At 46.5% G+C, this 19,777-nt stretch carries 19 protein-coding genes; 14 read left to right on the forward strand and 5 right to left on the reverse strand.

From position 1 onward, the window contains the following. The first annotated feature begins 383 nt into the window (after nucleotides 1-383). The 5 genes from pgsB (at nucleotide 384) to M1E06_RS02580 (ending at nucleotide 5,082) form a co-directional block, all read left to right on the forward strand. Nucleotides 384-1,565 carry a poly-gamma-glutamate synthase PgsB gene (gene pgsB / locus M1E06_RS02560; RefSeq protein ID WP_003185833.1) on the forward strand — a complete coding sequence of 394 codons (1,182 nt, stop codon included), beginning with the start codon at nucleotides 384-386 and terminating at the stop codon, nucleotides 1,563-1,565. Between the two features lie 15 nt (nucleotides 1,566-1,580). After that, nucleotides 1,581-2,030 (forward strand): poly-gamma-glutamate biosynthesis protein PgsC, encoded by a 450-nt coding sequence (gene pgsC, locus M1E06_RS02565; protein WP_003185831.1) that lies wholly within the window; start codon nucleotides 1,581-1,583, stop codon nucleotides 2,028-2,030. Nucleotides 2,031-2,049: 19 nt separating this feature from the next. Then, nucleotides 2,050-3,219, forward strand: a complete 1,170-nt coding sequence (locus tag M1E06_RS02570; protein WP_020453171.1) for a CapA family protein — start codon at nucleotides 2,050-2,052, stop codon at nucleotides 3,217-3,219. Next, nucleotides 3,216-3,383 carry a hypothetical protein gene (locus M1E06_RS02575; protein ID WP_020453170.1) on the forward strand — a complete coding sequence of 56 codons (168 nt, stop codon included), beginning with the start codon at nucleotides 3,216-3,218 and terminating at the stop codon, nucleotides 3,381-3,383. Before M1E06_RS02570 ends, M1E06_RS02575 begins: the two co-directional genes overlap by 4 nt. A gap of 454 nt (nucleotides 3,384-3,837) precedes the next feature. Then, nucleotides 3,838-5,082: a C40 family peptidase gene (locus M1E06_RS02580; RefSeq protein WP_020453169.1), complete on the forward strand. Its 1,245-nt coding sequence runs from the start codon at nucleotides 3,838-3,840 to the stop codon at nucleotides 5,080-5,082. A 38-nt stretch (nucleotides 5,083-5,120) separates the two neighbouring features. On the opposite strand, the gene M1E06_RS02585 is transcribed toward M1E06_RS02580, so the two are convergent. Together M1E06_RS02585 and M1E06_RS02590 are read right to left on the reverse strand one after the other, a co-directional pair. Next, nucleotides 5,121-5,981: a Cof-type HAD-IIB family hydrolase gene (locus M1E06_RS02585; RefSeq protein WP_020453168.1), complete on the reverse strand. Its 861-nt coding sequence runs from the start codon at nucleotides 5,979-5,981 to the stop codon at nucleotides 5,121-5,123. Between the two features lie 188 nt (nucleotides 5,982-6,169). Continuing rightward, entirely contained in the window at nucleotides 6,170-7,126 is a 957-nt protein-coding gene (locus M1E06_RS02590) for an LCP family protein (RefSeq protein WP_020453167.1), read from the reverse strand. 297 nt (nucleotides 7,127-7,423) lie between these two features. On the opposite strand from M1E06_RS02590, the gene M1E06_RS02595 reads away from it, so the two are divergent. Further along, nucleotides 7,424-8,797, forward strand: coding sequence for a sugar porter family MFS transporter (locus M1E06_RS02595; RefSeq protein WP_020453166.1), 1,374 nt, complete (start codon nucleotides 7,424-7,426; stop codon nucleotides 8,795-8,797). 56 nt (nucleotides 8,798-8,853) lie between these two features. On the opposite strand, the gene M1E06_RS02600 is transcribed toward M1E06_RS02595, so the two are convergent. Continuing rightward, nucleotides 8,854-8,991 carry a hypothetical protein gene (locus M1E06_RS02600; protein ID WP_023857161.1) on the reverse strand — a complete coding sequence of 46 codons (138 nt, stop codon included), beginning with the start codon at nucleotides 8,989-8,991 and terminating at the stop codon, nucleotides 8,854-8,856. Nucleotides 8,992-9,132: 141 nt separating this feature from the next. Between M1E06_RS02600 and M1E06_RS02605 the strand changes: the two genes are divergently transcribed. Further along, on the forward strand, nucleotides 9,133-10,266 hold the full coding sequence (locus M1E06_RS02605) for a zinc-dependent alcohol dehydrogenase (RefSeq protein ID WP_020453165.1): 1,134 nt from the start codon (nucleotides 9,133-9,135) through the stop codon (nucleotides 10,264-10,266). A gap of 43 nt (nucleotides 10,267-10,309) precedes the next feature. Here the strand turns inward: M1E06_RS02605 and kduD are convergent, their stop codons facing one another. Both kduD and kduI read right to left on the reverse strand, forming a co-directional pair. After that, nucleotides 10,310-11,074, reverse strand: a complete 765-nt coding sequence (gene kduD, locus M1E06_RS02610; RefSeq protein ID WP_456270538.1) for a 2-dehydro-3-deoxy-D-gluconate 5-dehydrogenase KduD — start codon at nucleotides 11,072-11,074, stop codon at nucleotides 10,310-10,312. 15 nt (nucleotides 11,075-11,089) lie between these two features. Continuing rightward, entirely contained in the window at nucleotides 11,090-11,917 is an 828-nt protein-coding gene (kduI, locus tag M1E06_RS02615) for a 5-dehydro-4-deoxy-D-glucuronate isomerase (protein WP_020453163.1), read from the reverse strand. Between the two features lie 255 nt (nucleotides 11,918-12,172). On the opposite strand from kduI, the gene M1E06_RS02620 reads away from it, so the two are divergent. The 7 genes from M1E06_RS02620 (at nucleotide 12,173) to manA (ending at nucleotide 19,755) form a co-directional block, all read left to right on the forward strand. Further along, complete coding sequence (locus tag M1E06_RS02620; RefSeq protein ID WP_020453162.1) at nucleotides 12,173-13,189, forward strand: LacI family DNA-binding transcriptional regulator; 1,017 nt, start codon at nucleotides 12,173-12,175, stop codon at nucleotides 13,187-13,189. Between the two features lie 102 nt (nucleotides 13,190-13,291). Continuing rightward, the gene (locus M1E06_RS02625; protein WP_020453161.1) at nucleotides 13,292-14,257 is read left to right on the forward strand and encodes a sugar kinase; all 966 of its coding nucleotides are present in this window, start codon (nucleotides 13,292-13,294) and stop codon (nucleotides 14,255-14,257) included. Between the two features lie 5 nt (nucleotides 14,258-14,262). Next, a complete protein-coding gene (locus M1E06_RS02630) occupies nucleotides 14,263-14,877 on the forward strand; it encodes a bifunctional 4-hydroxy-2-oxoglutarate aldolase/2-dehydro-3-deoxy-phosphogluconate aldolase (protein ID WP_020453160.1) in 615 nt (204 codons plus the stop codon). Between the two features lie 85 nt (nucleotides 14,878-14,962). Further along, nucleotides 14,963-15,946, forward strand: coding sequence for a 2-keto-3-deoxygluconate transporter (gene kdgT, locus M1E06_RS02635; RefSeq protein ID WP_041817338.1), 984 nt, complete (start codon nucleotides 14,963-14,965; stop codon nucleotides 15,944-15,946). Nucleotides 15,947-16,117: 171 nt separating this feature from the next. Next, a complete protein-coding gene (locus M1E06_RS02640) occupies nucleotides 16,118-17,986 on the forward strand; it encodes an anaerobic ribonucleoside triphosphate reductase (RefSeq protein WP_216904183.1) in 1,869 nt (622 codons plus the stop codon). Next, nucleotides 17,983-18,429 carry an anaerobic ribonucleoside-triphosphate reductase activating protein gene (gene nrdG / locus M1E06_RS02645; RefSeq protein WP_020453157.1) on the forward strand — a complete coding sequence of 149 codons (447 nt, stop codon included), beginning with the start codon at nucleotides 17,983-17,985 and terminating at the stop codon, nucleotides 18,427-18,429. The genes M1E06_RS02640 and nrdG overlap by 4 nt, the downstream gene beginning before the upstream one ends. Nucleotides 18,430-18,804: 375 nt before the next feature. Then, nucleotides 18,805-19,755, forward strand: coding sequence for a mannose-6-phosphate isomerase, class I (manA, locus tag M1E06_RS02650; RefSeq protein ID WP_043054494.1), 951 nt, complete (start codon nucleotides 18,805-18,807; stop codon nucleotides 19,753-19,755). The last annotated feature ends 22 nt before the right edge of the window (nucleotides 19,756-19,777 follow it).

Here is a 19,777-nt window from a genome sequence, read left to right on the forward strand (position 1 = left end):
TGGAAAAGAGCGAAAATACAAAAAGAAAGGGGATATCCCGGTTGACAGCCCATTTCTAGGGGATTTCAGCCGGGGGAAAAAGAGACCCTGAATCCATCCTTCAATCTTTCATCAGAAATAGGGAGAAAAGTACAAAAATCATAATGTCGAATTTTGAAAGCGCATACTTAAAACGCTGACAAAAAACTGATAGGAATTAAGAACTTTCGATTACCAAAAATATCAATAAAAAGATAGGCATTATTGACTCGGACTAGGTGATCTTTGTCACGGAAAATTTCGTCGTCTTCTGTTACATAATGCCGATTGTGATTTCATAGTGAACCTATATACTGATGAATGAATTTACATATCAGATTCCAAGAAGGAGATGTAGACAAACAATGTGGGTAATGCTATTAGCCTGTGTGATCGTTGTTGGGATCGGCATTTATGAAAAAAGGCGCCACCAGCAAAACATCGATGCGCTGCCTGTCCGAGTGAACATCAACGGGATACGCGGAAAGTCCACGGTGACAAGATTAACAACAGGGATATTAATCGAGGCAGGCTACAAAACAGTAGGAAAAACAACCGGGACAGACGCAAGGATGATTTATTGGGACACACCGGAAGAGAAACCGATCAAAAGAAAACCTCAAGGCCCGAATATCGGAGAACAGAAAGAGGTTATGAAAGAAACGGTGGAAAGAGGGGCCAATGCGATTGTCAGTGAGTGCATGGCCGTTAACCCTGATTACCAAATCATCTTTCAGGAAGAATTGCTTCAGGCTAATATCGGCGTGATCGTGAACGTGCTGGAGGATCACATGGATGTGATGGGACCGACTTTGGATGAAATTGCAGAAGCTTTCACAGCAACCATTCCTTATAATGGACATTTAGTTATCACTGATAGTGAGTATACCGATTTCTTTAAGCAGATTGCAAAAGAAAGGAACACAAAAGTCATCGTCGCAGACAATTCTAAAATAACAGATGAATACCTCAGACAGTTTGAGTACATGGTATTCCCTGATAATGCGTCTCTTGCGCTCGGTGTGGCTCAAGCGTTGGGTATTGACGAAGAAACCGCTTTTAAAGGCATGCTGAATGCGCCGCCTGATCCGGGAGCCATGAGAATTCTGCCGCTGATGAACGCCAAAAACCCCGGACATTTCGTCAACGGTTTTGCGGCCAATGACGCAGCTTCGACTTTAAACATATGGAAGCGTGTAAAAGAAATAGGCTATCCTACGGATCAGCCGATCGTCATTATGAACTGCCGCGCCGACAGGGTAGACAGAACACAGCAGTTTGCGGAAGATGTCCTTCCTTATATTGAAGCAAGTGAACTTGTGCTGATTGGAGAAACAACAGAGCCGATCGTCAAAGCATATGAAGCAGGCAAAATTCCTGCGGACAAGCTGTTTGATTTTGAGCACAAATCAACGGAAGAAATCATGTTTATGCTGAAAAACAAGCTTGAGGGCCGCGTCATTTACGGAGTCGGAAATATCCACGGAGCAGCGGAGCCTCTCATTGAAAAAATACAAGATTACAAGATTAAGCAGCTCGTTAGCTAGGAGGAAGAAAACACAATGTTTGGATCAGATTTATATATCGCCCTCATTTTAGGAGTCTTACTCAGTTTGATTTTTGCAGAGAAAACGGGAATTGTACCAGCCGGCCTCGTCGTACCGGGTTATTTGGGACTTGTGTTCAATCAGCCGATTTTCATGTTGCTCGTTCTTTTTGTCAGTTTGCTGACGTATGTCATCGTGAAATTCGGACTTTCCAAAATTATGATTCTATATGGACGCAGAAAATTCGCAGCGATGCTGATTACGGGAATTCTTTTGAAAATCGGTTTTGATTTTATATATCCGGTGATGCCGTTTGAGATTGCCGAATTCAGGGGAATCGGAATTATCGTGCCGGGGCTGATCGCGAATACCATTCAAAGACAGGGATTAACGATTACGCTTGGAAGTACGCTTTTATTGAGCGGAGCAACATTCGTCATTATGTATGCTTACTATCTAATCTAAAGTTAGGTGTGTCAAATCGATGAAAAAACAACTGAACTTTCAGGAAAAACTGCTGAAGCTGACGAAGCAGGAGAAAAAGAAAACAAACAAGCACGTCTTTATCGTATTGCCCGTTATTTTCTGTTTAATGTTTGTCTTTACTTGGGTCGGAAGCGCCAAAACTCCTTCGCAAATGGACAAAAAAGAAGATGCCAAGCTTACAGCTACTTTTGTGGGCGATATGATGATGGGAAGAAACGTAGAAAAAGTGACAAACTTGCACGGTTCGGAAAGTGTCTTCAAAAATGTGAAGCCGTACTTTAATGTGTCAGATTTTATCACAGGAAACTTTGAAAACCCTGTAACCAATGCAAAGGACTATCAAGAGGCAGAAAAGAACATCCATCTGCAAACGAATCAAGAATCAGTCGAAACATTGAAAAAGCTGAACTTCAGCGTACTGAACTTTGCCAACAACCATGCGATGGACTACGGGGAAGACGGTTTGAAGGATACGCTGAATAAATTCTCAAATGAGGATTTGGAGCTTGTCGGAGCAGGGAATAATCTCGAAGACGCGAAACAGCACGTATCCTATCAGGATGTGAACGGTGTTAAAATCGCAACGCTCGGTTTTACAGACGTCTACACGAAGAACTTTACAGCCAAAAAGAACAGAGGCGGAGTGCTGCCGCTCAGCCCGAAAATCTTTATTCCAATGATCGCGGAAGCATCCAAAAAAGCGGATATCGTCCTTGTCCACGTGCACTGGGGACAAGAATATGACAATGAACCGAACGCCAGACAGAAGGATCTGGCTAAAGCGATTGCGGATGCCGGAGCAGATGTCATCATCGGCGCTCACCCCCATGTTCTCGAACCGATCGAAGTGTATAACGGCACTGTGATCTTCTACAGCCTCGGAAACTTTGTGTTTGATCAGGGCTGGTCAAGAACACGGGACAGCGCGCTTGTACAATACCATTTAATGAATGACGGCAAAGGGCGCTTTGAGATAACGCCTCTCAACATTCGCGAAGCAACACCGACGCCTTTAGGCAAGAGCGATTTCTTGAAACGAAAAGCGATCTTCCGTCAATTGACAAAAGGAACAAACCTCGACTGGAAAGAAGAGAACGGAAAATTGACGTTTGAAGTCGATCATGCGGACAAACTGAAAAATAACAAAAACGGAGTGGTGAACAAATGAAATTTGTCAGAGCCATTTGGCCGTTCGTAGGTTTAGTGTTGATCATTGCATTCATGTCTGCTTTCAAGTATTCTGATGAATTGTCAAACGATGAAAAAGCTAAAATCTCAACGGAAATCCAAAAAGTGAATCAGCAGGATCACACAACGGAAAACCAACAATAACAGTGCAGAAAAGAGAGTGCCGCCGGCACTCTCTTTTTGCGTGTGCTGATTCCGGTTATAAAAGACCTGTGAAAAGCGGCTGATTTGAAAAGGAAACACGACAATTTTCTTAACCGGTCAGTGTATAAAGTTTTATAGAAAATCAGGAGAATATATACATGGTTTTGGGGTTCGTGTTTATTGTATTCTTTTGAAGGGAATAAAAACTGACAAATTTCGACTAAGCTTCAAAAATGCATCACCTTACCAATTCGGGATGGGAACTGCACCTCATGTTCATGACCTCTTTAGAATATTTCCCTTCATCCATTTAATCCGCGCTTAGGTGAAAAAGCTGATCATGCTGTGCTGCGCGTTTCTTCTCGCTATGACGCTGCTGTACACGCAAAAAAAGTCCTTTAAATATCCCAATTGAATGACGATGAAAGAGGAAAGAAGAGGAGGAACAGAACAATTGATAAAAAAAGCGGCAAACAAAAAATTGGTTTTGTTTTGTGGAATTGCGGTGTTTTGGATGTTTTTATTTTTAACGAATCACAATGACGTACACGCCGATACGATCGGCGAGAAAATAGCAGAAACCGCCAGACAGCTTGAGGGTGCGAAATACAGTTACGGCGGAGAGAAGCCGAAAACGGGGTTTGACTCGTCCGGCTTTGTACAATATGTGTTTCAATCGCTCGATATAACGCTTCCAAGAACGGTAAAAGAGCAATCGACCCTTGGAAGCAGCGTCGGCCGTCAGCAGCTCGAAAAGGGGGATCTTGTCTTTTTCAAAAATGCCGAACTGGAAACGGACGGGCCGACTCATGTCGCCATCTACATGGGAAATGATCAAATTATCCACAGCACAAAATCAAACGGAGTTGTCGTGACAAAGCTTGAAGGCAGCTCTTACTGGAGCTCGGGGTATCTTAAAGCGAAAAGGATCACAAAAGAACCTGAGATTTCTATGGACCCTGTCGTTCAAAAAGCGAAGAGCTATGTCGGTGTTCCATATGTATTTGGAGGCAACTCTCCGGATCTCGGGTTTGACTGTTCAGGACTGACCCAATACGTTTTCAGAGAGGTGCTCGGTGTTTATTTGCCAAGATCGGCGGAACAGCAATGGGCGGTCGGTCAAAAGGTGAAGCTTGAAGATATCCGGCCGGGTGATGTTTTGTTTTTCAGCAATACGTACAAACCGGGAATATCCCATAACGCCATCTATGCCGGGGGCGGCCGGTTTATCCATGCGAGCCGTTCAAATAAAGTGACGATCTCTTACTTGTCGGCTTCCTACTGGCAGAAGAAGTTCACAGGAGTCAGACGTTTTGACAACATGTCCCTCCCGAAAAATCCGATTGTATCTGAAGCGATCAGGCATATCGGCGAAGTCGGTTATCAAAAAGGCGGTACATCGCCTAAAGAAGGCTTTGATACGGCGGGTTTTATCCAATATGTCTATAAAACGGCGGCAGGAGTGGAACTTCCGCGGTACGCTGATAAACAATACAGTACAGGTAAGAAAATCACAAAAAAGGAGCTGGAGCCTGGAGACATCGTGTTCTTTAAAGGAACCACTGTTCTGAATCCCGCCATCTATATCGGAAATGGCCAGGTCGTTCTTGTCACCTTGTCTGCCGGTGTGACGACAGCAGATATGGAGACGAGCGCCTATTGGAAAGAGAAATACGCCGGAAGCGTCAGAATTAAGTAGCAGAAAACCGCTCGAGTCATCTTCGAGCGGTTTTCTAATTATTGATATTCATTTTCCAGCAGTTTATTAATGAAATAAGCGACGCCGTTTTCGTCATTGCTTTTCGTGATAAACGTGCTGATATGCTTCAGCTCATCGATTGCATTGCCCATCGCGATCCGATGGCCGGCTTCCTCAAACATTGACAGGTCGTTCGGGCTGTCGCCGATCGCGTAGATGTCTTTTTTCTCGATTCCATAGTGGCGGGCCAGTTCTTTTAAAGCGCGGCCTTTGCCGGATTCATCAGGCAGAATTTCGATGATATGTCTTCCGGAAGATGTGAGTCCCAATTTTGGAAAGGCTGCAAGGTCTTCTTTTGCTTTTTTCAGTTTTTCCATATCAAATGAGAAGCACAACAGCTTATAAATATGTTCGTCTCCGTTAAAAACCTCGCGAATGTCGGGGACCGGTTTGATGCCGAATTGTTTAAACTGAGTCAGTGCGCCCTGCCAAAGCGTATCCCTGTCTTCATCAGGGTTGGCGCTTGTGACGATATCGAGCTCTGCTTCAAGCTTCTGCTCTCCGTCATAAGGAGAAAGCAGCGCATCGTCCGTATAAACCTCAAAATAGATTTGATGATCTGTTAAGTATTGGGCGGCCTTTTTTCCGGCGTCCTTGTCCATTAACGTTCTGCTTAGGAGTTTATAGTTGAAATCGTGAACCGTTCCCCCGTTTGCGGCGATAATCGGAATATCCAAATCGTTCAGAAGCGCTTTGACGTCAAATGTGGCCCGTCCCGTGCAAATGGTTACGATGCAGTCTGAGATGAGCGCCTTTTTGATAGCGGCCCGGTTTTCTGCGGATATTTGGCTTTCTGTATTTAAAAGAGTCCCGTCTAAATCGATCGCAATTAACCTCATTATGTAAAGATAACCTCCTGTAAGAGCAGTTTGCCGTTTTTCGGGAGGCGAAAAACAGCTCTCTTCGGCAGTATTCCCTAAAAGGACATGTTATGTAAAAGGCTAAACCTAAATTTAGATTTTTTCAATAGTAAATCTTGAGTTTCATTAAAGAGAAAAAGGATGAATCATCTTCATCCTTTTTCTAATTATACATCCAGCTGCTGTTTTAATTCCTGCTTGATTTCGTTGAGATTTTCCTGGTCAAGCTGGAAATAGTAGACTTTGCCCGGTTGATAATCGCTCCCTTTCAATTGAAGGGTATCGATCGTTTGAATGGACGTCATAAACGGGATCAGCCCGATTGCATCATTCAGCGACAAGTTCATTGATACGTTCTTTCCGACTGTATCAAGGATATCGTCGTAAGCCGGAATGGCAGTAAGCGATTTGGATTTGTTGATAATCGATTTGATGACTTCCATCTGGCGATCGCCGCGCTTCAAATCCGTATCGGCTTTTCTCGTTCTTACATAAGCAAGGGCCTCTTCTCCGTTTAGCGTTTGCTCACCTGTTTGGAGATTGACTTTGCCTTTCGTATCCTTTTTAATCTGCCGGACAATATAGTCTTCTTTGATTGTGATCGGTACACCGCCGAGCTCGTCAACTACTTCTTTGAAAGCTGAAAAATTGGCTTCCATGACGTAATCAACCGGAATGTCGAGCAGGTTTTCGACGGTTTCTGTACTGAGGTCGCGTCCGCCTAATGAGTGGGCATGCGTGATTTTATCAAAGCCGCGTCCAGGGATGTTAACATAGGAATCCCGCGGGATGCTTAATAGTTTCACTGATTTGTTTTTTCTGTTGAACGTGGCGAGAACCATCGCATCGCTTCGTTCTTTGTCCATGCTTTGTCCGGGACGGGCGTCAATCCCCATCAACAGGATGGAGAAGTTATCTTTTTTAGGATTGAACTCTTTAATCCGCTTGACGGACTGTTCTCCTCTGGAAAGGGTGACTTGCGCATCTTTGGAGGCGTTCGCCACTTTGTAGTACGCATAGCCGCCTGCGGCTGCAGTCGCCGTCAGGATTAAAGCAATGAAAAACAATGAGTATTTCACCCATTTTCTTAGTCTCTTTTTCTTCGTTCGTTGCGATCGTAGCATGTATAAGCTCCTCTTTTATTTATATTAAAACGTACAATTGTTGAATAAGTCTAAATTTTGATAAAAAAATGATTTCCCAATCTTGGATTTTACAAGATATTTGCTGTTTTGCATATGGGGATTCTCTGGAAATTCCGCGGGATCTAATCATTTTGCCGCCTTAAATAAGACGATGAAACAGATAAAATGTTTCATATTTTTAAATTCTTTTAATGGTACTCCGAGTTTCTTAGGTTTGAAGAAAGCGAGACAAGGTTAAAGATTATAAAAGACAAGCCTTGTTAGGAGGATATACTGATGAAGGGAAAAAGATCGAATGCCTGGCTTTATTTTTTTGGAGCCTTGGGCGGTGTGCTCTACGGTTATGATACGGGCGTCATTTCCGGGGCGATTTTATTTATGAAAGATGAGCTTGGGCTCAATGCCTTTACAGAAGGACTGGTTGTCAGCGCAATTTTAATTGGGGCGATTTTCGGATCGGGTTTGTCCGGCAGGCTGACAGACCGCTTCGGGAGAAGAAGGGCGATTATGTCAGCGGCAGTGCTGTATTGCATTGGGGGGCTCGGAACGGCCCTGGCGCCAAGCACGGAATATATGGTGGTTTTCAGGATCGTGCTCGGCCTTGCGGTTGGCTGTTCAACGACCATTGTTCCTTTGTACCTTTCAGAGCTTGCGCCGAAGGAATCTAGGGGCGCGCTTTCTTCATTAAATCAGCTGATGATTACGATCGGGATTCTGGTCTCTTATTTGATCAATTATGCATTTAGTGATGCAGGTGCATGGCGCTGGATGCTGGGCTTGGCTCTTATTCCGTCAATCGGCCTTTTAATCGGTATCTTTTTCATGCCGGAAAGCCCACGCTGGCTCTTAACAAAAGGAAAAGAAGAGAAAGCGCGACGGGTTTTGTCCAAGATGAGGGGAGGAAAGCAGGTCGATCAGGAAATCAAAGAAATTAAGGAAGCGGAAAAGCAGGAGCAGGGGGGCTTGAAAGAGCTGCTGGAACCGTGGGTGCGCCCGGCGTTAATCGCAGGGGTCGGACTGGCGTTTCTCCAGCAATTTATCGGAACCAACACGATTATTTACTATGCCCCAAAAACGTTTACGAATGTCGGATTTGAAGATTCGGCGGCCATTTTGGGGACAGTCGGCATCGGTATGATCAATGTTCTGATGACGCTTGTGGCGATCCGCTTTATTGACAGGATTGGCCGGAAGCCGCTTTTATTATTTGGAAATGCCGGCATGGTCATCAGTTTAATCGTGCTTTCTTTCACCAATATCTTTTTTGGCAATACGACTGGTGCGGCATGGACGACTGTCATCTGTTTAGGTGTATTCATTGTCGTATTTGCCGTCAGCTGGGGACCGATCGTCTGGGTGGTGCTGCCTGAGCTGTTCCCCCTTCATGTCAGAGGGGTGGGAACCGGAGTATCGACTTTAATGCTTCATGCAGGGAACTTAATTGTGACATTAAGTTTTCCGGTCCTCATGGAAGCGATGGGCATCAGTTACCTGTTCCTGTGCTATGCGGCCATCGGAATCGCGGCCTTCCTGTTCGTTTTCTTTAAAGTAACAGAAACAAAAGGCAAAAGCCTTGAAGAAATCGAGCAGGATTTACGGGACAGGCACGGCGGAATCACGGGAACTGACACGCAGCCGGTTGAACGATAGGCAAAAGGATGGGCATGGCCCCATCCTTTTTTGTGTGAGGAGGCCAGCCAAGCCAATCATGGCTGATCTCTGTTTTCTCCGTCTTCTGGCTGCGAATCGTCATGGCGCGGCAGATTACCCGTTCTGATCGCCCGAAACACGAGAAAGAAAATAACGAAAACAACCAGCCCTCCGACTAGTATTTGCAGCAGCATCCCAACACCTCCGTTTTCTTCTATGTATGAATCATGACCGCTCTGCATGACGGTTAATGAAACGTTTGTTTAAAAAACTGAATAAGAACCCGGGTTTATCTCACACTAAAGTCAACTGAACGATAATGGGAGTGTGACGATTTGAAAGCTGTAACGTTTCAAGGGCCTCAGCATGTTAAAGTCAGCCAGGTGGAGGACGCCAAAATAGAAAGAAGCGATGATATCGTTGTCAGAATTACTTCTACGGCGATTTGCGGATCAGACCTCCATCTTTATCAAGGGAATTTTCCTCTTCCGAAAGGCTTCCAGCTCGGCCATGAACCGATGGGAATTGTAGAAGAAGCAGGACCTGATGTAACAAAAGTGAAAAAAGGGGACCGGGTCGTCATCCCGTTTACCGTTGCATGCGGACATTGCTTTTATTGCGAAAACAAGCTGGAAAGCCAGTGTGATAATGCCAATCCCCATTATGATTCAGGCGGATATTTCGGCTACTCGGAAAAGTTCGGAAACCACCCTGGCGGACAGGCCGAATATTTAAAAGTGCCGTTTGGCAACTTCACGCCGTTTGTCATCCCTGAATCATGCGAGATGGAGGACGAGTCGCTCCTGTTTTTATCAGATGTCCTGCCAACCGCGTATTGGAGCGTGCTTCACGCTGGCGTTAAAAAGGGAGACACCGTCATTGTTCTCGGCTGCGGACCGGTCGGATTAATGGCGCAGAAGTTTGCCTGGATGGAAGGGGCGAAGCGGGTTATTGCAGTAGACTACTTGGACTACCGTCTAAGGCAGGCTGAAGCGTTAAACCGCGTCGAAGTATTTGACTTTACAAAATATCCTGACATGGGCGAGCATTTAAAGGAGATTACAAAAGGCGGGGCGGATGTCGTGATCGACTGCGTGGGGATGGACGGCAAAAAATCTCCGCTTGAGTATCTGGAGCAAAAACTGAAGCTTCAGGGCGGCACGCTCGGACCGATTCAAATTTCTACAAAGGCAGTCAGAAAGTGCGGGACCGTACAGATTACGGGGGTATATGGAAGCAATTATAATATGTTTCCGCTCGGCGCGTTCTTTTCCAGAAATGTTACGCTGAAAATGGGGCAGGCCCCGGTCATCCATTTGATGCCTAAGATTTACAAGAAGATCGAAGAGAATCAATTTGATCCGAAGGAAATCATTACGCATCAGCTTCCGCTTGAAGAAGCCGGCCACGCTTACCAATTGTTCAACGGCCATGAAGATGATTGCATTAAAGTGATTTTGAAGCCATAGCGATGATAAAGGCTGCCGAGCTACCGGCAGCCTTTTCGGCGCATTATCTTGCCAGCCATCCGCCATCGACCGCCAGCACATGTCCATTCACATAATCGGACGCCGGCGCCGAAAGGAATACGGCGGCGCCGGCAATGTCATCCGGCTGACCCCAGCGCTCGGCCGGAATCCGTTTTAAGATTTCGGCATTGCGGTTTTGGTCCTCGCGGATCTGCTTTGTATTGTTCGTTGCGATATAGCCCGGCGCAATTGCATTGACCTGGACATTGTGCGCCGCCCATTCATTGGCAAAAGACTTCGTCAATCCGGCTACTGCATGCTTGCTTGCCGTATATGCAGGGACGAGAATGCCTCCTTGAAATGAAAGAAGCGAGGCAATATTGATGATTTTCCCCTGCTTTCGCTCAATCATCTGCCGGCCGACAGCCTGCGTCAGCAAAAATAAGCTGTTTAAATTGACATTGATCACCGCTTCCCAGTTCTCCCGGGAAAAATCAGCCGCTTTTTCTCTGCGGATCGTCCCGGCATTATTGACGAGAATATCAATCTGATGGCGGTCAAGCACCTCTTTTGCAAAAGCCTCCACCTCGTCAAGGCTGCCCATATCAAGCTGATAAGATGTAAACACTCTGCCGGCTTCTTCGATCAGCCGCTTTGTTTCATCAAGTCCGCTCGTATGTGAAGTGCCGATGATATCCGCTCCCGCATTTGCCAGCGCTTCGGCAATTCCTTTGCCGATTCCCGTTCCCGGGCCTGTGACAAGCGCCGTTTTGCCTTCAAGTGAAAAATACGATTCAAGATATCCCATCTCACGTTCACGCCCTTACCGTATGACATTCATCGGGACAGCATCCATGTCCTTAAATGTGTAGTTTTCTCCGGCCATCGCCCATATAAAGCAGTAGTTGGATGTGCCTGAGCCCGAGTGGACAGACCACGCGGGTGAAATGACTGCCTGTTCGTTGCCGACGACAAGATGCCTTGTCTCCGTCGGTTCGCCCATGAAATGAAACACCTTTGCATCTTCAGCAAGGTCAAGATACAGATAAGCCTCCATCCGCCGGTCATGAACATGCGCCGGCATCGTGTTCCATGTGTTATTGGGTTCAAGAAACGTAATGCCCATCATCAGCTGGCAGCTTTGGATGCCGTCTGCGTGAATCACTTTGTATAGATTGCGGACATTTGAAGAGGCTTCTTCTCCTAAATGATCGTATGGAAGCTCTGAAAGCGAGGCTTTTTGCACCGGATACTTTTGATGTGCCGTCGCCGAGATGAAATAAAATTTGGCTCCGCCTTCATTCAAGCTTGAGAAAGAAACGTCTTTATTTCCCAGGCCGATATACAGAAAATCTTTGTGCTCCAGTACGTATTCTTCATCACCGACTTTGACCGCACCGGGTTTCCCGACATTCACAATTCCGATTTCGCGCCGTTCCAGGAAATAGTCCGTTTTTAAAAAATCGCCGGCATCGAGCGCGATGGACTCCTTCACTGGAACAGCCCCGCCGATCACGACTCTGTCTTCATGCGAATACACCATGTTCAGTTTGTTTTCAACAAACAATGACTCTATTAAAAAATGCTCGCGAAGCTCTGCGGTTGTGAAGCGTTTCGCTTGTTCTGGATGAACAGAATAACGATTTTCCATACCTTCTCCTCCTTGAATTGGACGTTTTTAGACTGACTTGAATGAAAGGGCCAAAGTTTTTGGTAACGGTTTCAAACATGAATTTTAAAGTAAATAATGGAAAGCGTCAACAGTCTTTTCTTTTTTTTCTGAATATTGTCAAGGTCAATCTTGAAATATTTAAAAATACTCTTCCAAATTTTAAATGATGTGATATGCTGATGGTATAAAGTTTTTGAAATCGGTTTCAAATCATAAGGTCATAGGAGTACTTGAATGAGGGATAAGCAAACAGCGAAAGTAACCATCAACGAAGTAGCCGCATATGCAGGTGTATCAAAATCAACGGTTTCCCGTTATATCAACGGGAAGATTGATGCCATCTCACCGAAAAAGGTGAAAAGCATCAAAAAAGCGATCGAGGAGCTTAATTACCGCCCCAGTCAGATGGCACAGGGGCTGAAGGTGAAAAAAAGCAAGGTTATCGGATTTTTGGTCGCCGATATTACAAACCCGTTTTCAGTTGCCACCTTGAGAGGGGTGGAAGAGGTTTGCGATCAGTACGGGTACAGCATCATGGTCTGCAACACGGACAACAGTCCTGAAAAGGAACGGGAGATGCTGCACAAGCTGAACGCGCATTACATTGAAGGGCTGATTATTAATACGACGGGAAGAAACAACGATGTGCTCATGGATTTAATCAGCCAGGATGTGTCGATTGTGCTCGTTGACCGGAAAGTGCCCGGGCTCAAGATCGATGCAGTTACAACGAACAACCGCGAAGTGACAAGTCAAATCGTCAATCTCATGTATGACAAAGGCTATGCCCAGGTCGGTCTGTTTACCGAGCCGATTAAAGGGATCAGTCCAAGGGAGGAAAGGGTTTCCGCCTATACAGAAATCGCGCTTAAACGCAATGCCGGCGGCAATCCCCTTGTATATGAGGCAGATGTCAAAGACAAAGAATCTCTGTTACAGTCCGTCAAAAGCTTTTTGGAAATGAAAGAAGGGAAAAAAGCCATTCTTGGAAACAACGGGCTTCTGATGCTGAAAATCATCAGCTGCCTTTATGAGCTTGGCATTTCGATTCCGGAAGACGTCGGAATTGCCGGATTTGATGATACGGAATGGTATAAATTGATCGGTCCGGGCATTACCACCATCGCCCAGCCGTCGCATGAAATGGGCAGGGCCGCCATGGAGCGGATCATCAAACGGATTGAAGGAGATGAAAGTGCACCGCAGACGATTCAGCTTGAGGCGGAGCTTGTTCTCAGACAGTCGCTGTAGAACTCGTCAAATGGAGACACTCATATACCCGATAGCTTAGGGGAGAGTGTTTTTCCGCAACTATTTTTGAAACCGGTACCATTTCGAAAGGAGAGTGAAATCATGTCGCTTGATGTGATGACCTTCGGAGAATCGATGGCTATGTTTTACGCAAATGAAACAGGCGGATTGCATGAGGCTGCTTCGTTTTCCAAGGCTCTTGCCGGAGCGGAAACAAACGTTGCCGTCGGACTGTCGCGCCTGGGCTTTCGGGTCGGCTGGATGAGCAAAGTTGGTGCCGATTCGCTCGGAACCTTTATTTTAAATGAATTGAAAAAAGAAGGCGTCGACATCTCTGAAGTCAAACGCAGTGCAGACCGGCAGACAGGCATCCTGCTCAAGTCAAAGGTTGAAAGCGGAGACCCTGATGTCACGTATTACCGCAGCGGATCAGCCGCAAGCACGATGAGCATTGATGACTACCCGGCAGAGTATTTCAAGCAAGCCAAACATATGCATGTAACAGGCATACCTCCTGCCCTTTCAAGAGAAATGCGGGGCTTCGCCCGCCACGCCGTTCACCAGATGAAAAAAGACGGGAAGACGATTTCGTTTGACCCGAATCTCCGCTTCCAGCTTTGGCCGGACCAGCAGACAATGGTTCACACGATTAATGAGATCGCCGCGCAGGCAGACTGGTTTCTGCCTGGGATCAATGAAGGAAAACTCCTGACAGGCAGCAATTCTCCCGAGGATATCGCTAAATATTATGTGATGCAGGGGGTCAAGGTAATTGTCATCAAGCTTGGAAAAGAGGGGGCTTATTACCGGACACATGACAAAGAGGGTTATGTACCGGGTTATCAGGTGGAGAAGGTTGTTGATACCGTTGGCGCTGGTGACGGTTTTGCCGTCGGCATGATCAGCGGTCTATTAGACGGATTGCCGCTGGAAGAAGCAGTTCAGAGGGCAAATGCGATCGGAGCGCTGGCCGTCATGGCTCCGGGTGATATGGACGGTCTGCCGTCAAGGGATCAATTGAAAGCTTTTATGGCTATAGAGGCAAACAACCAAAAAACAGGAGGTTGACCGTAATGGAAATGTCTATGATCGGAAAAGTGCAAGAACAGCTGGCCGAGGCCGGGCTGATCGCGGTCGTCCGCGCAGGCGATAAGGAAGCTGCTGAGGAAAGCATTCACAGATTGATCGACAAAGGAATTACTGCGATTGAAATCACATATACGACGCCGGGAGCGTCTGAGCTGATTGAAAAATTTGCAGGAAAAGACGGCCTTCTTGTCGGAGCCGGAACGGTGGTTGAGAGCGAACAGGCGAGGGAAGCCGCGGCAGCGGGGGCAAAATTCATCGTCAGTCCGGGTTTTTCGGAAAAATTGGCTGAGGAAGCCGCCTCATTGCATACATTTTTTATTCCCGGCGTATTAACACCGAGCGAAATTATGGAAGCGGTCTCAAAGGGTTTTCGGGTTCTTAAGCTGTTTCCAGGGGGGACTTCCGGGATTCCTTACATGAAAAACCTCGCCGGCCCCTTTCCGAAGGTTCGATTCATACCAACAGGCGGGATCCATCCGGGCGATGTGGAGAAATGGCTCGATGCCGGAGCATTGGCAGTTGGAGTGGGAAGCCAGCTGAACAAAGTGTCAGAAGCGGATATCCAGCGTATCTTTCAGCGTCGGATTCGGCAGAATTAAAGCGTGCGCAGCGTGAAAAGACTTCAGGTTTTGCAAGATCGACAGCTTTGCTTTTTCATTAATTTCTAGAATGGGAGAAAAAATGATGAAAATTAAAGCAACGATTGAACGTGTGCCGGGCGGCATGATGATCATTCCGCTCTTTCTGGGCGCAACGCTGAATACGTTTGCTCCGGGAACCGCGGAGTTTTTCGGCGGATTTACAGGCGCCCTGATTACTGGAACGCTGCCGATTTTAGGAGTATTTATCTTTTGCGTTGGTGCAACAATAGATTTTCGTTCTTCAGGATATATTGCGAGGAAGGGACTGACACTTCTGATCGGCAAAGTCGGCATTGCCGCATTATTGGGTTTGATCGCAGCGCAGTTCATTCCAGACGAAGGCATTCAAAGCGGTTTTTTTGCCGGGCTGTCAGTGCTTGCTATTGTAGCCGTTATGAATGAAACGAACGGCGGTCTGTATTTGGCGTTAATGAACCATATGGGAAGAAAGGAAGACGCCGGTGCTTTCGCCTTTATCAGCACGGAATCGGGCCCGTTTATGACGATGGTCACTTTCGGTGTGACAGGGCTCGCGGCATTTCCCTGGGAGACGCTGGCTGCAACCGTCATCCCGTTTTTACTCGGCTGCATTCTCGGAAACCTTGACCCTGAATTGCGCGATTTGTTCGGAAAAGTCGTACCGGCGATCATTCCGTTCTTCGCATTTTCACTAGGAAACACGCTCGATTTTAAAATGTTGATCCAATCCGGCCTTTTAGGCATTGTTGTCGGCGTATCAGTCGTCGTTCTCTCGGGTGCTTCTCTTTACCTGCTGGACCGCTTTGTCGCAAGAGGAGACGGCGTCGCGGGCGTCGCAGCATCGTCAACGGCCGGGGCTGCGGTAGCCGTGCCGTATGCGCTTGCCGATGCAAACCCCGTGTTTGCGCCGGTGGCTGATTCAGCGACCGCGATCATCGCGACAAGCGTCATTGTCACCTCGCTTCTGACGCCGCTTGCAACCGTCTGGATCGAAAAACGGACAAGACAAAGAAAACCTCCGAAACAAATGACGATCGATTACAAGTAATTTCGTTGCTGACGCACCGGGACATGTTGTCCGGGGCGTTTTTTTTTTGACCGTTTTTAAATAACGTCACCAAATTGCTAAATTTAACGGGTATCATTTGTGCTAATATCAATATATAGTGTCTCATGAAAAGATGGACACTATATATGCTACTTTTTAGGAGAGATTAGGATGACAACAGGCTTTAAAGAACAGGGATTATTACAATTGACAGAAACATTTCATGATATCGTCGGGTATGGAGATCACGATATTATGCAGGAAAATGCCAACGTAGACGGCCGCTCTCCGATGGGGCAAATGAGCCGGTTTGCATCCGAGAGTTCCAGACATTATGCGCTCCAGTACTTAATGTCGCCAGAAATCAAGAAAGCAGTCGATGACAACTTGATATATCCGCACGATTTAGACTATATGCCGAGCGGGACAACGACTTGCTGCCAGATACCTTTGGGCCGGCTGTTAAAAGACGGATTCCATACAGGCCACGGCTCCCTCAGGGAACCGAAGGACATTATGAGCGCATTGTCACTCGCATCCATCATTTTTCAATCGAATCAAAATATGCAGCACGGCGGCCAGTCATTTCCGATGTTCGATTACGACCTGGCGCCTTACGTCCGAAAAACGTACGAAAAGCATCTCGCGAAAATCAAACAATACCCGACAACTTTGACAGAAGAAGAGATAAGGGAAAGAGCGTGGGAAGAAACGGACAACACAACTTACCAAGCGTGCGAAGCCTTTATACATAATGCCAACAGCATGCATTCGCGGGGCGGCGGACAGGTTCCGTTTGTTTCAATTAATTACGGCACGGATACGTCAAGGGAAGGCCGCCTTTTGATCAAAAATATTCTGAAGGCGACAAAAGCAGGTCTCGGCAAGGGTGAGACGCCGATTTTTCCGATTCAGATCTTCAAAATGAAAGAAGGCGTCAACGTCGATCAAACAGACCCTAACTATGACTTGTACCGGCTTGCATTGGAAACAAGCGCTGAAAGGCTGTTTCCGAACTTCAGCTTTATCGATTCGCCCGTGAATAAACCTTTTTATGACGGAACACCGGAAAGCGAAATCGCTTATATGGGATGCAGAACGCGCGTCATGTCCAATATTCATGGGAAAGAAAACAGCATCGGCAGAGGGAATTTGTCATTCACCTCGATCAACATTGTCAAAATAGCGCTGCTCAGCGAAAACGTTGAACAGTTTTTTGCTTTGTTAAACCGCTACATGGAATTAACGATTCAACAGCTGCTTGAACGGTACGCCTTTCAATGCAAAAAAAGAGCAAAAGACTTTAAGTTCCTGTATTCGCAAGGCATCTGGCATGAAAGCGAGAAGCTTGATCCTGAGGACACGCTCGAGGATGTGCTAAAGCACGGAACATTGAGCATCGGATTTATCGGACTGGCTGAAGCTTTGACTGCATTGACCGGAAAACATCACGGAGAAAGCGAGGAGTCGTTTGAACTCGGCAAAAAAATCGTCCAGTCGATGAGAGATAAGGCCGATGCAGCCACAGAAAAACACAAGCTGAACTTTTCCTTGATCGCCACACCGGCAGAAGGACTTTCAGGGAAATTTGTCAAAAAAGATAAATTGGAGTTCGGTTCGATCCACAATGTCACAGACCGGATCTACTATACGAACTCGTTTCACATCCCTGTTCACTATAAGCTGACTGCGGTTGAAAAGATCAGAAAAGAAGCGCCGTTCCATTTGATGTGCAATGGCGGGCATATCAGCTATATCGAGCTGGACGGAGACCCGAAAAAAAACATTAAAGCGATGGACATGATTGTGACCGCCATGCGCCGGTCAGGCATGGGCTACGCCTCGATCAACCATCCTGTCGACCACTGCAAGGCGTGCGGATTTACCGGAATCATCGATAACGAGTGCCCGCAGTGCAAAAATCGCGATGAGGCTTTGATTGAACGGATCAGACGGATTACGGGATATTTAGTCGGAGATATGTCAAAGTGGAATTCGGCGAAAAGACAAGAAGAAAAGGACAGAGTGAAGCACCTATGAAAGTGATGAATATTATCCATGACAGCATCGTAGACGGAGAAGGACTGAGAACAGTCGTGTTTTTAGCGGGCTGCCCGCATATGTGTGAAGGCTGCCATAATAAACAAAGCTGGAATATCAATAACGGATTTGATATGAGTGTAGACGAAGTATTTGAGGAAATTATGAAAAATCCGCTTACAAACGTCACCTATTCAGGAGGAGAGCCGCTTTTGCATGCGGGCGAACTGATCGAACTGTCTGAGAGAATTAAGCAGCAATCCGAAAAAGACATCTGGCTTTACAGCGGCTATACGTACGAACAAATCTTGAAAAATGAAAAGCACAGCGCCTTGCTGGCCTATTGCGATGTCCTGGTAGACGGCCCGTTCGAAATCAAAAAAAGGGACTTGACGCTCCTTTACAGAGGAAGCTCAAACCAGCGCATTATCGAGCTGGCATAATCTGAAACAGAAGCCTCCGGGGCTTCTGTTTCAGCGTGTCGACAAACCCTCGCATTCGTTGTCAGGCCTGCGCGTCGGTGCTCACGAATTCCAACATTCGCTCCGCTCCGATGCTCGGCCTTCCTAGACTGCAAGGGTTTTCAATCACGCTGAAAGGATGACAAAATCCCAAAACAAAAAGCCGTTTTGGGATTTTGTCAACAATCTAAAACAGAAGCCTCTGGGGCTTCTGTTTTTCCTTTCCGGCATTGACTTCTATCGAGATAACGTCATAATAAATATGAAAAGGTTTATATTTTATCATACATGTCTATCAATAAAAGAAAGCGTTTTATTTACATAAGAAAATCGTGAATTAAGGGAGGAGATGGCAACATGACTCAATCACCGATATTTCTGCAGCCTGAGTTTAAAGAGAGGATCTGGGGGGGAACGGCTTTGCGCGAGACATTCGGCTATGACATTCCCTCTGATTTGACAGGTGAATGCTGGGCCATTTCCGCCCATCCAAACGGGCCGAACCTCGTTGCTTCGGGTCCTTACAAAGGAAAAACGCTTGCCGAGCTTTGGGACGAGCACCGCGAATTGTTCGGCGGTGCAGAGGGAGACCGTTTCCCGCTGTTAACGAAAATACTTGATGCCAATCAAGATCTTTCCGTTCAAGTCCACCCCGATGACTATTATGCGGGCGAACACGAAAACGGGGAACTCGGTAAGACGGAATGCTGGTATATCATCGATTGCAAAGAAGGTGCCGAGATCGTTTACGGCCATACGGCGAGAACGCGGACAGAGCTGGTCACCATGATCAACAGCGGTGATTGGGACAACCTGTTAAGGCGGATCAAAATCAAGCCGGGCGATTTTTATTATGTGCCAAGCGGCACGATTCACGCTCTTTGCGAAGGGACGGTCGTTTTGGAGACACAGCAGAGCTCTGATACGACGTACAGGGTATACGATTATGACCGGACCGATCAAAATGGAGAAAAGCGCGAGCTTCACCTGACACAGGCGATCAATGTCACAACAGTACCGCACGTTGACAGCTATGTTGACGAATCGACAGAAACTCAAAAAGGTATTACCATTAAGACATTTGTTGAAGCCGAATACTTCTCCGTATACAAATGGGAGATCAACGGTGCCACTGAGCTGACCCAGGATGCCCCTTTCCTGCTATGCAGCGTGATTGAAGGAGAAGGAAAGCTCACTCAGGGCGGCGAATTATTTCCGATCAGCAAAGGAACAAATTTTATCCTTCCGGCCGAAACCAATGATTTTACAATAGAAGGAACATGCGAACTTATCGTGTCACACATATAAAAAGCTTGACGGTCTGCAAAAG

Source organism: Bacillus sp. AK124, assembly GCF_053903085.1.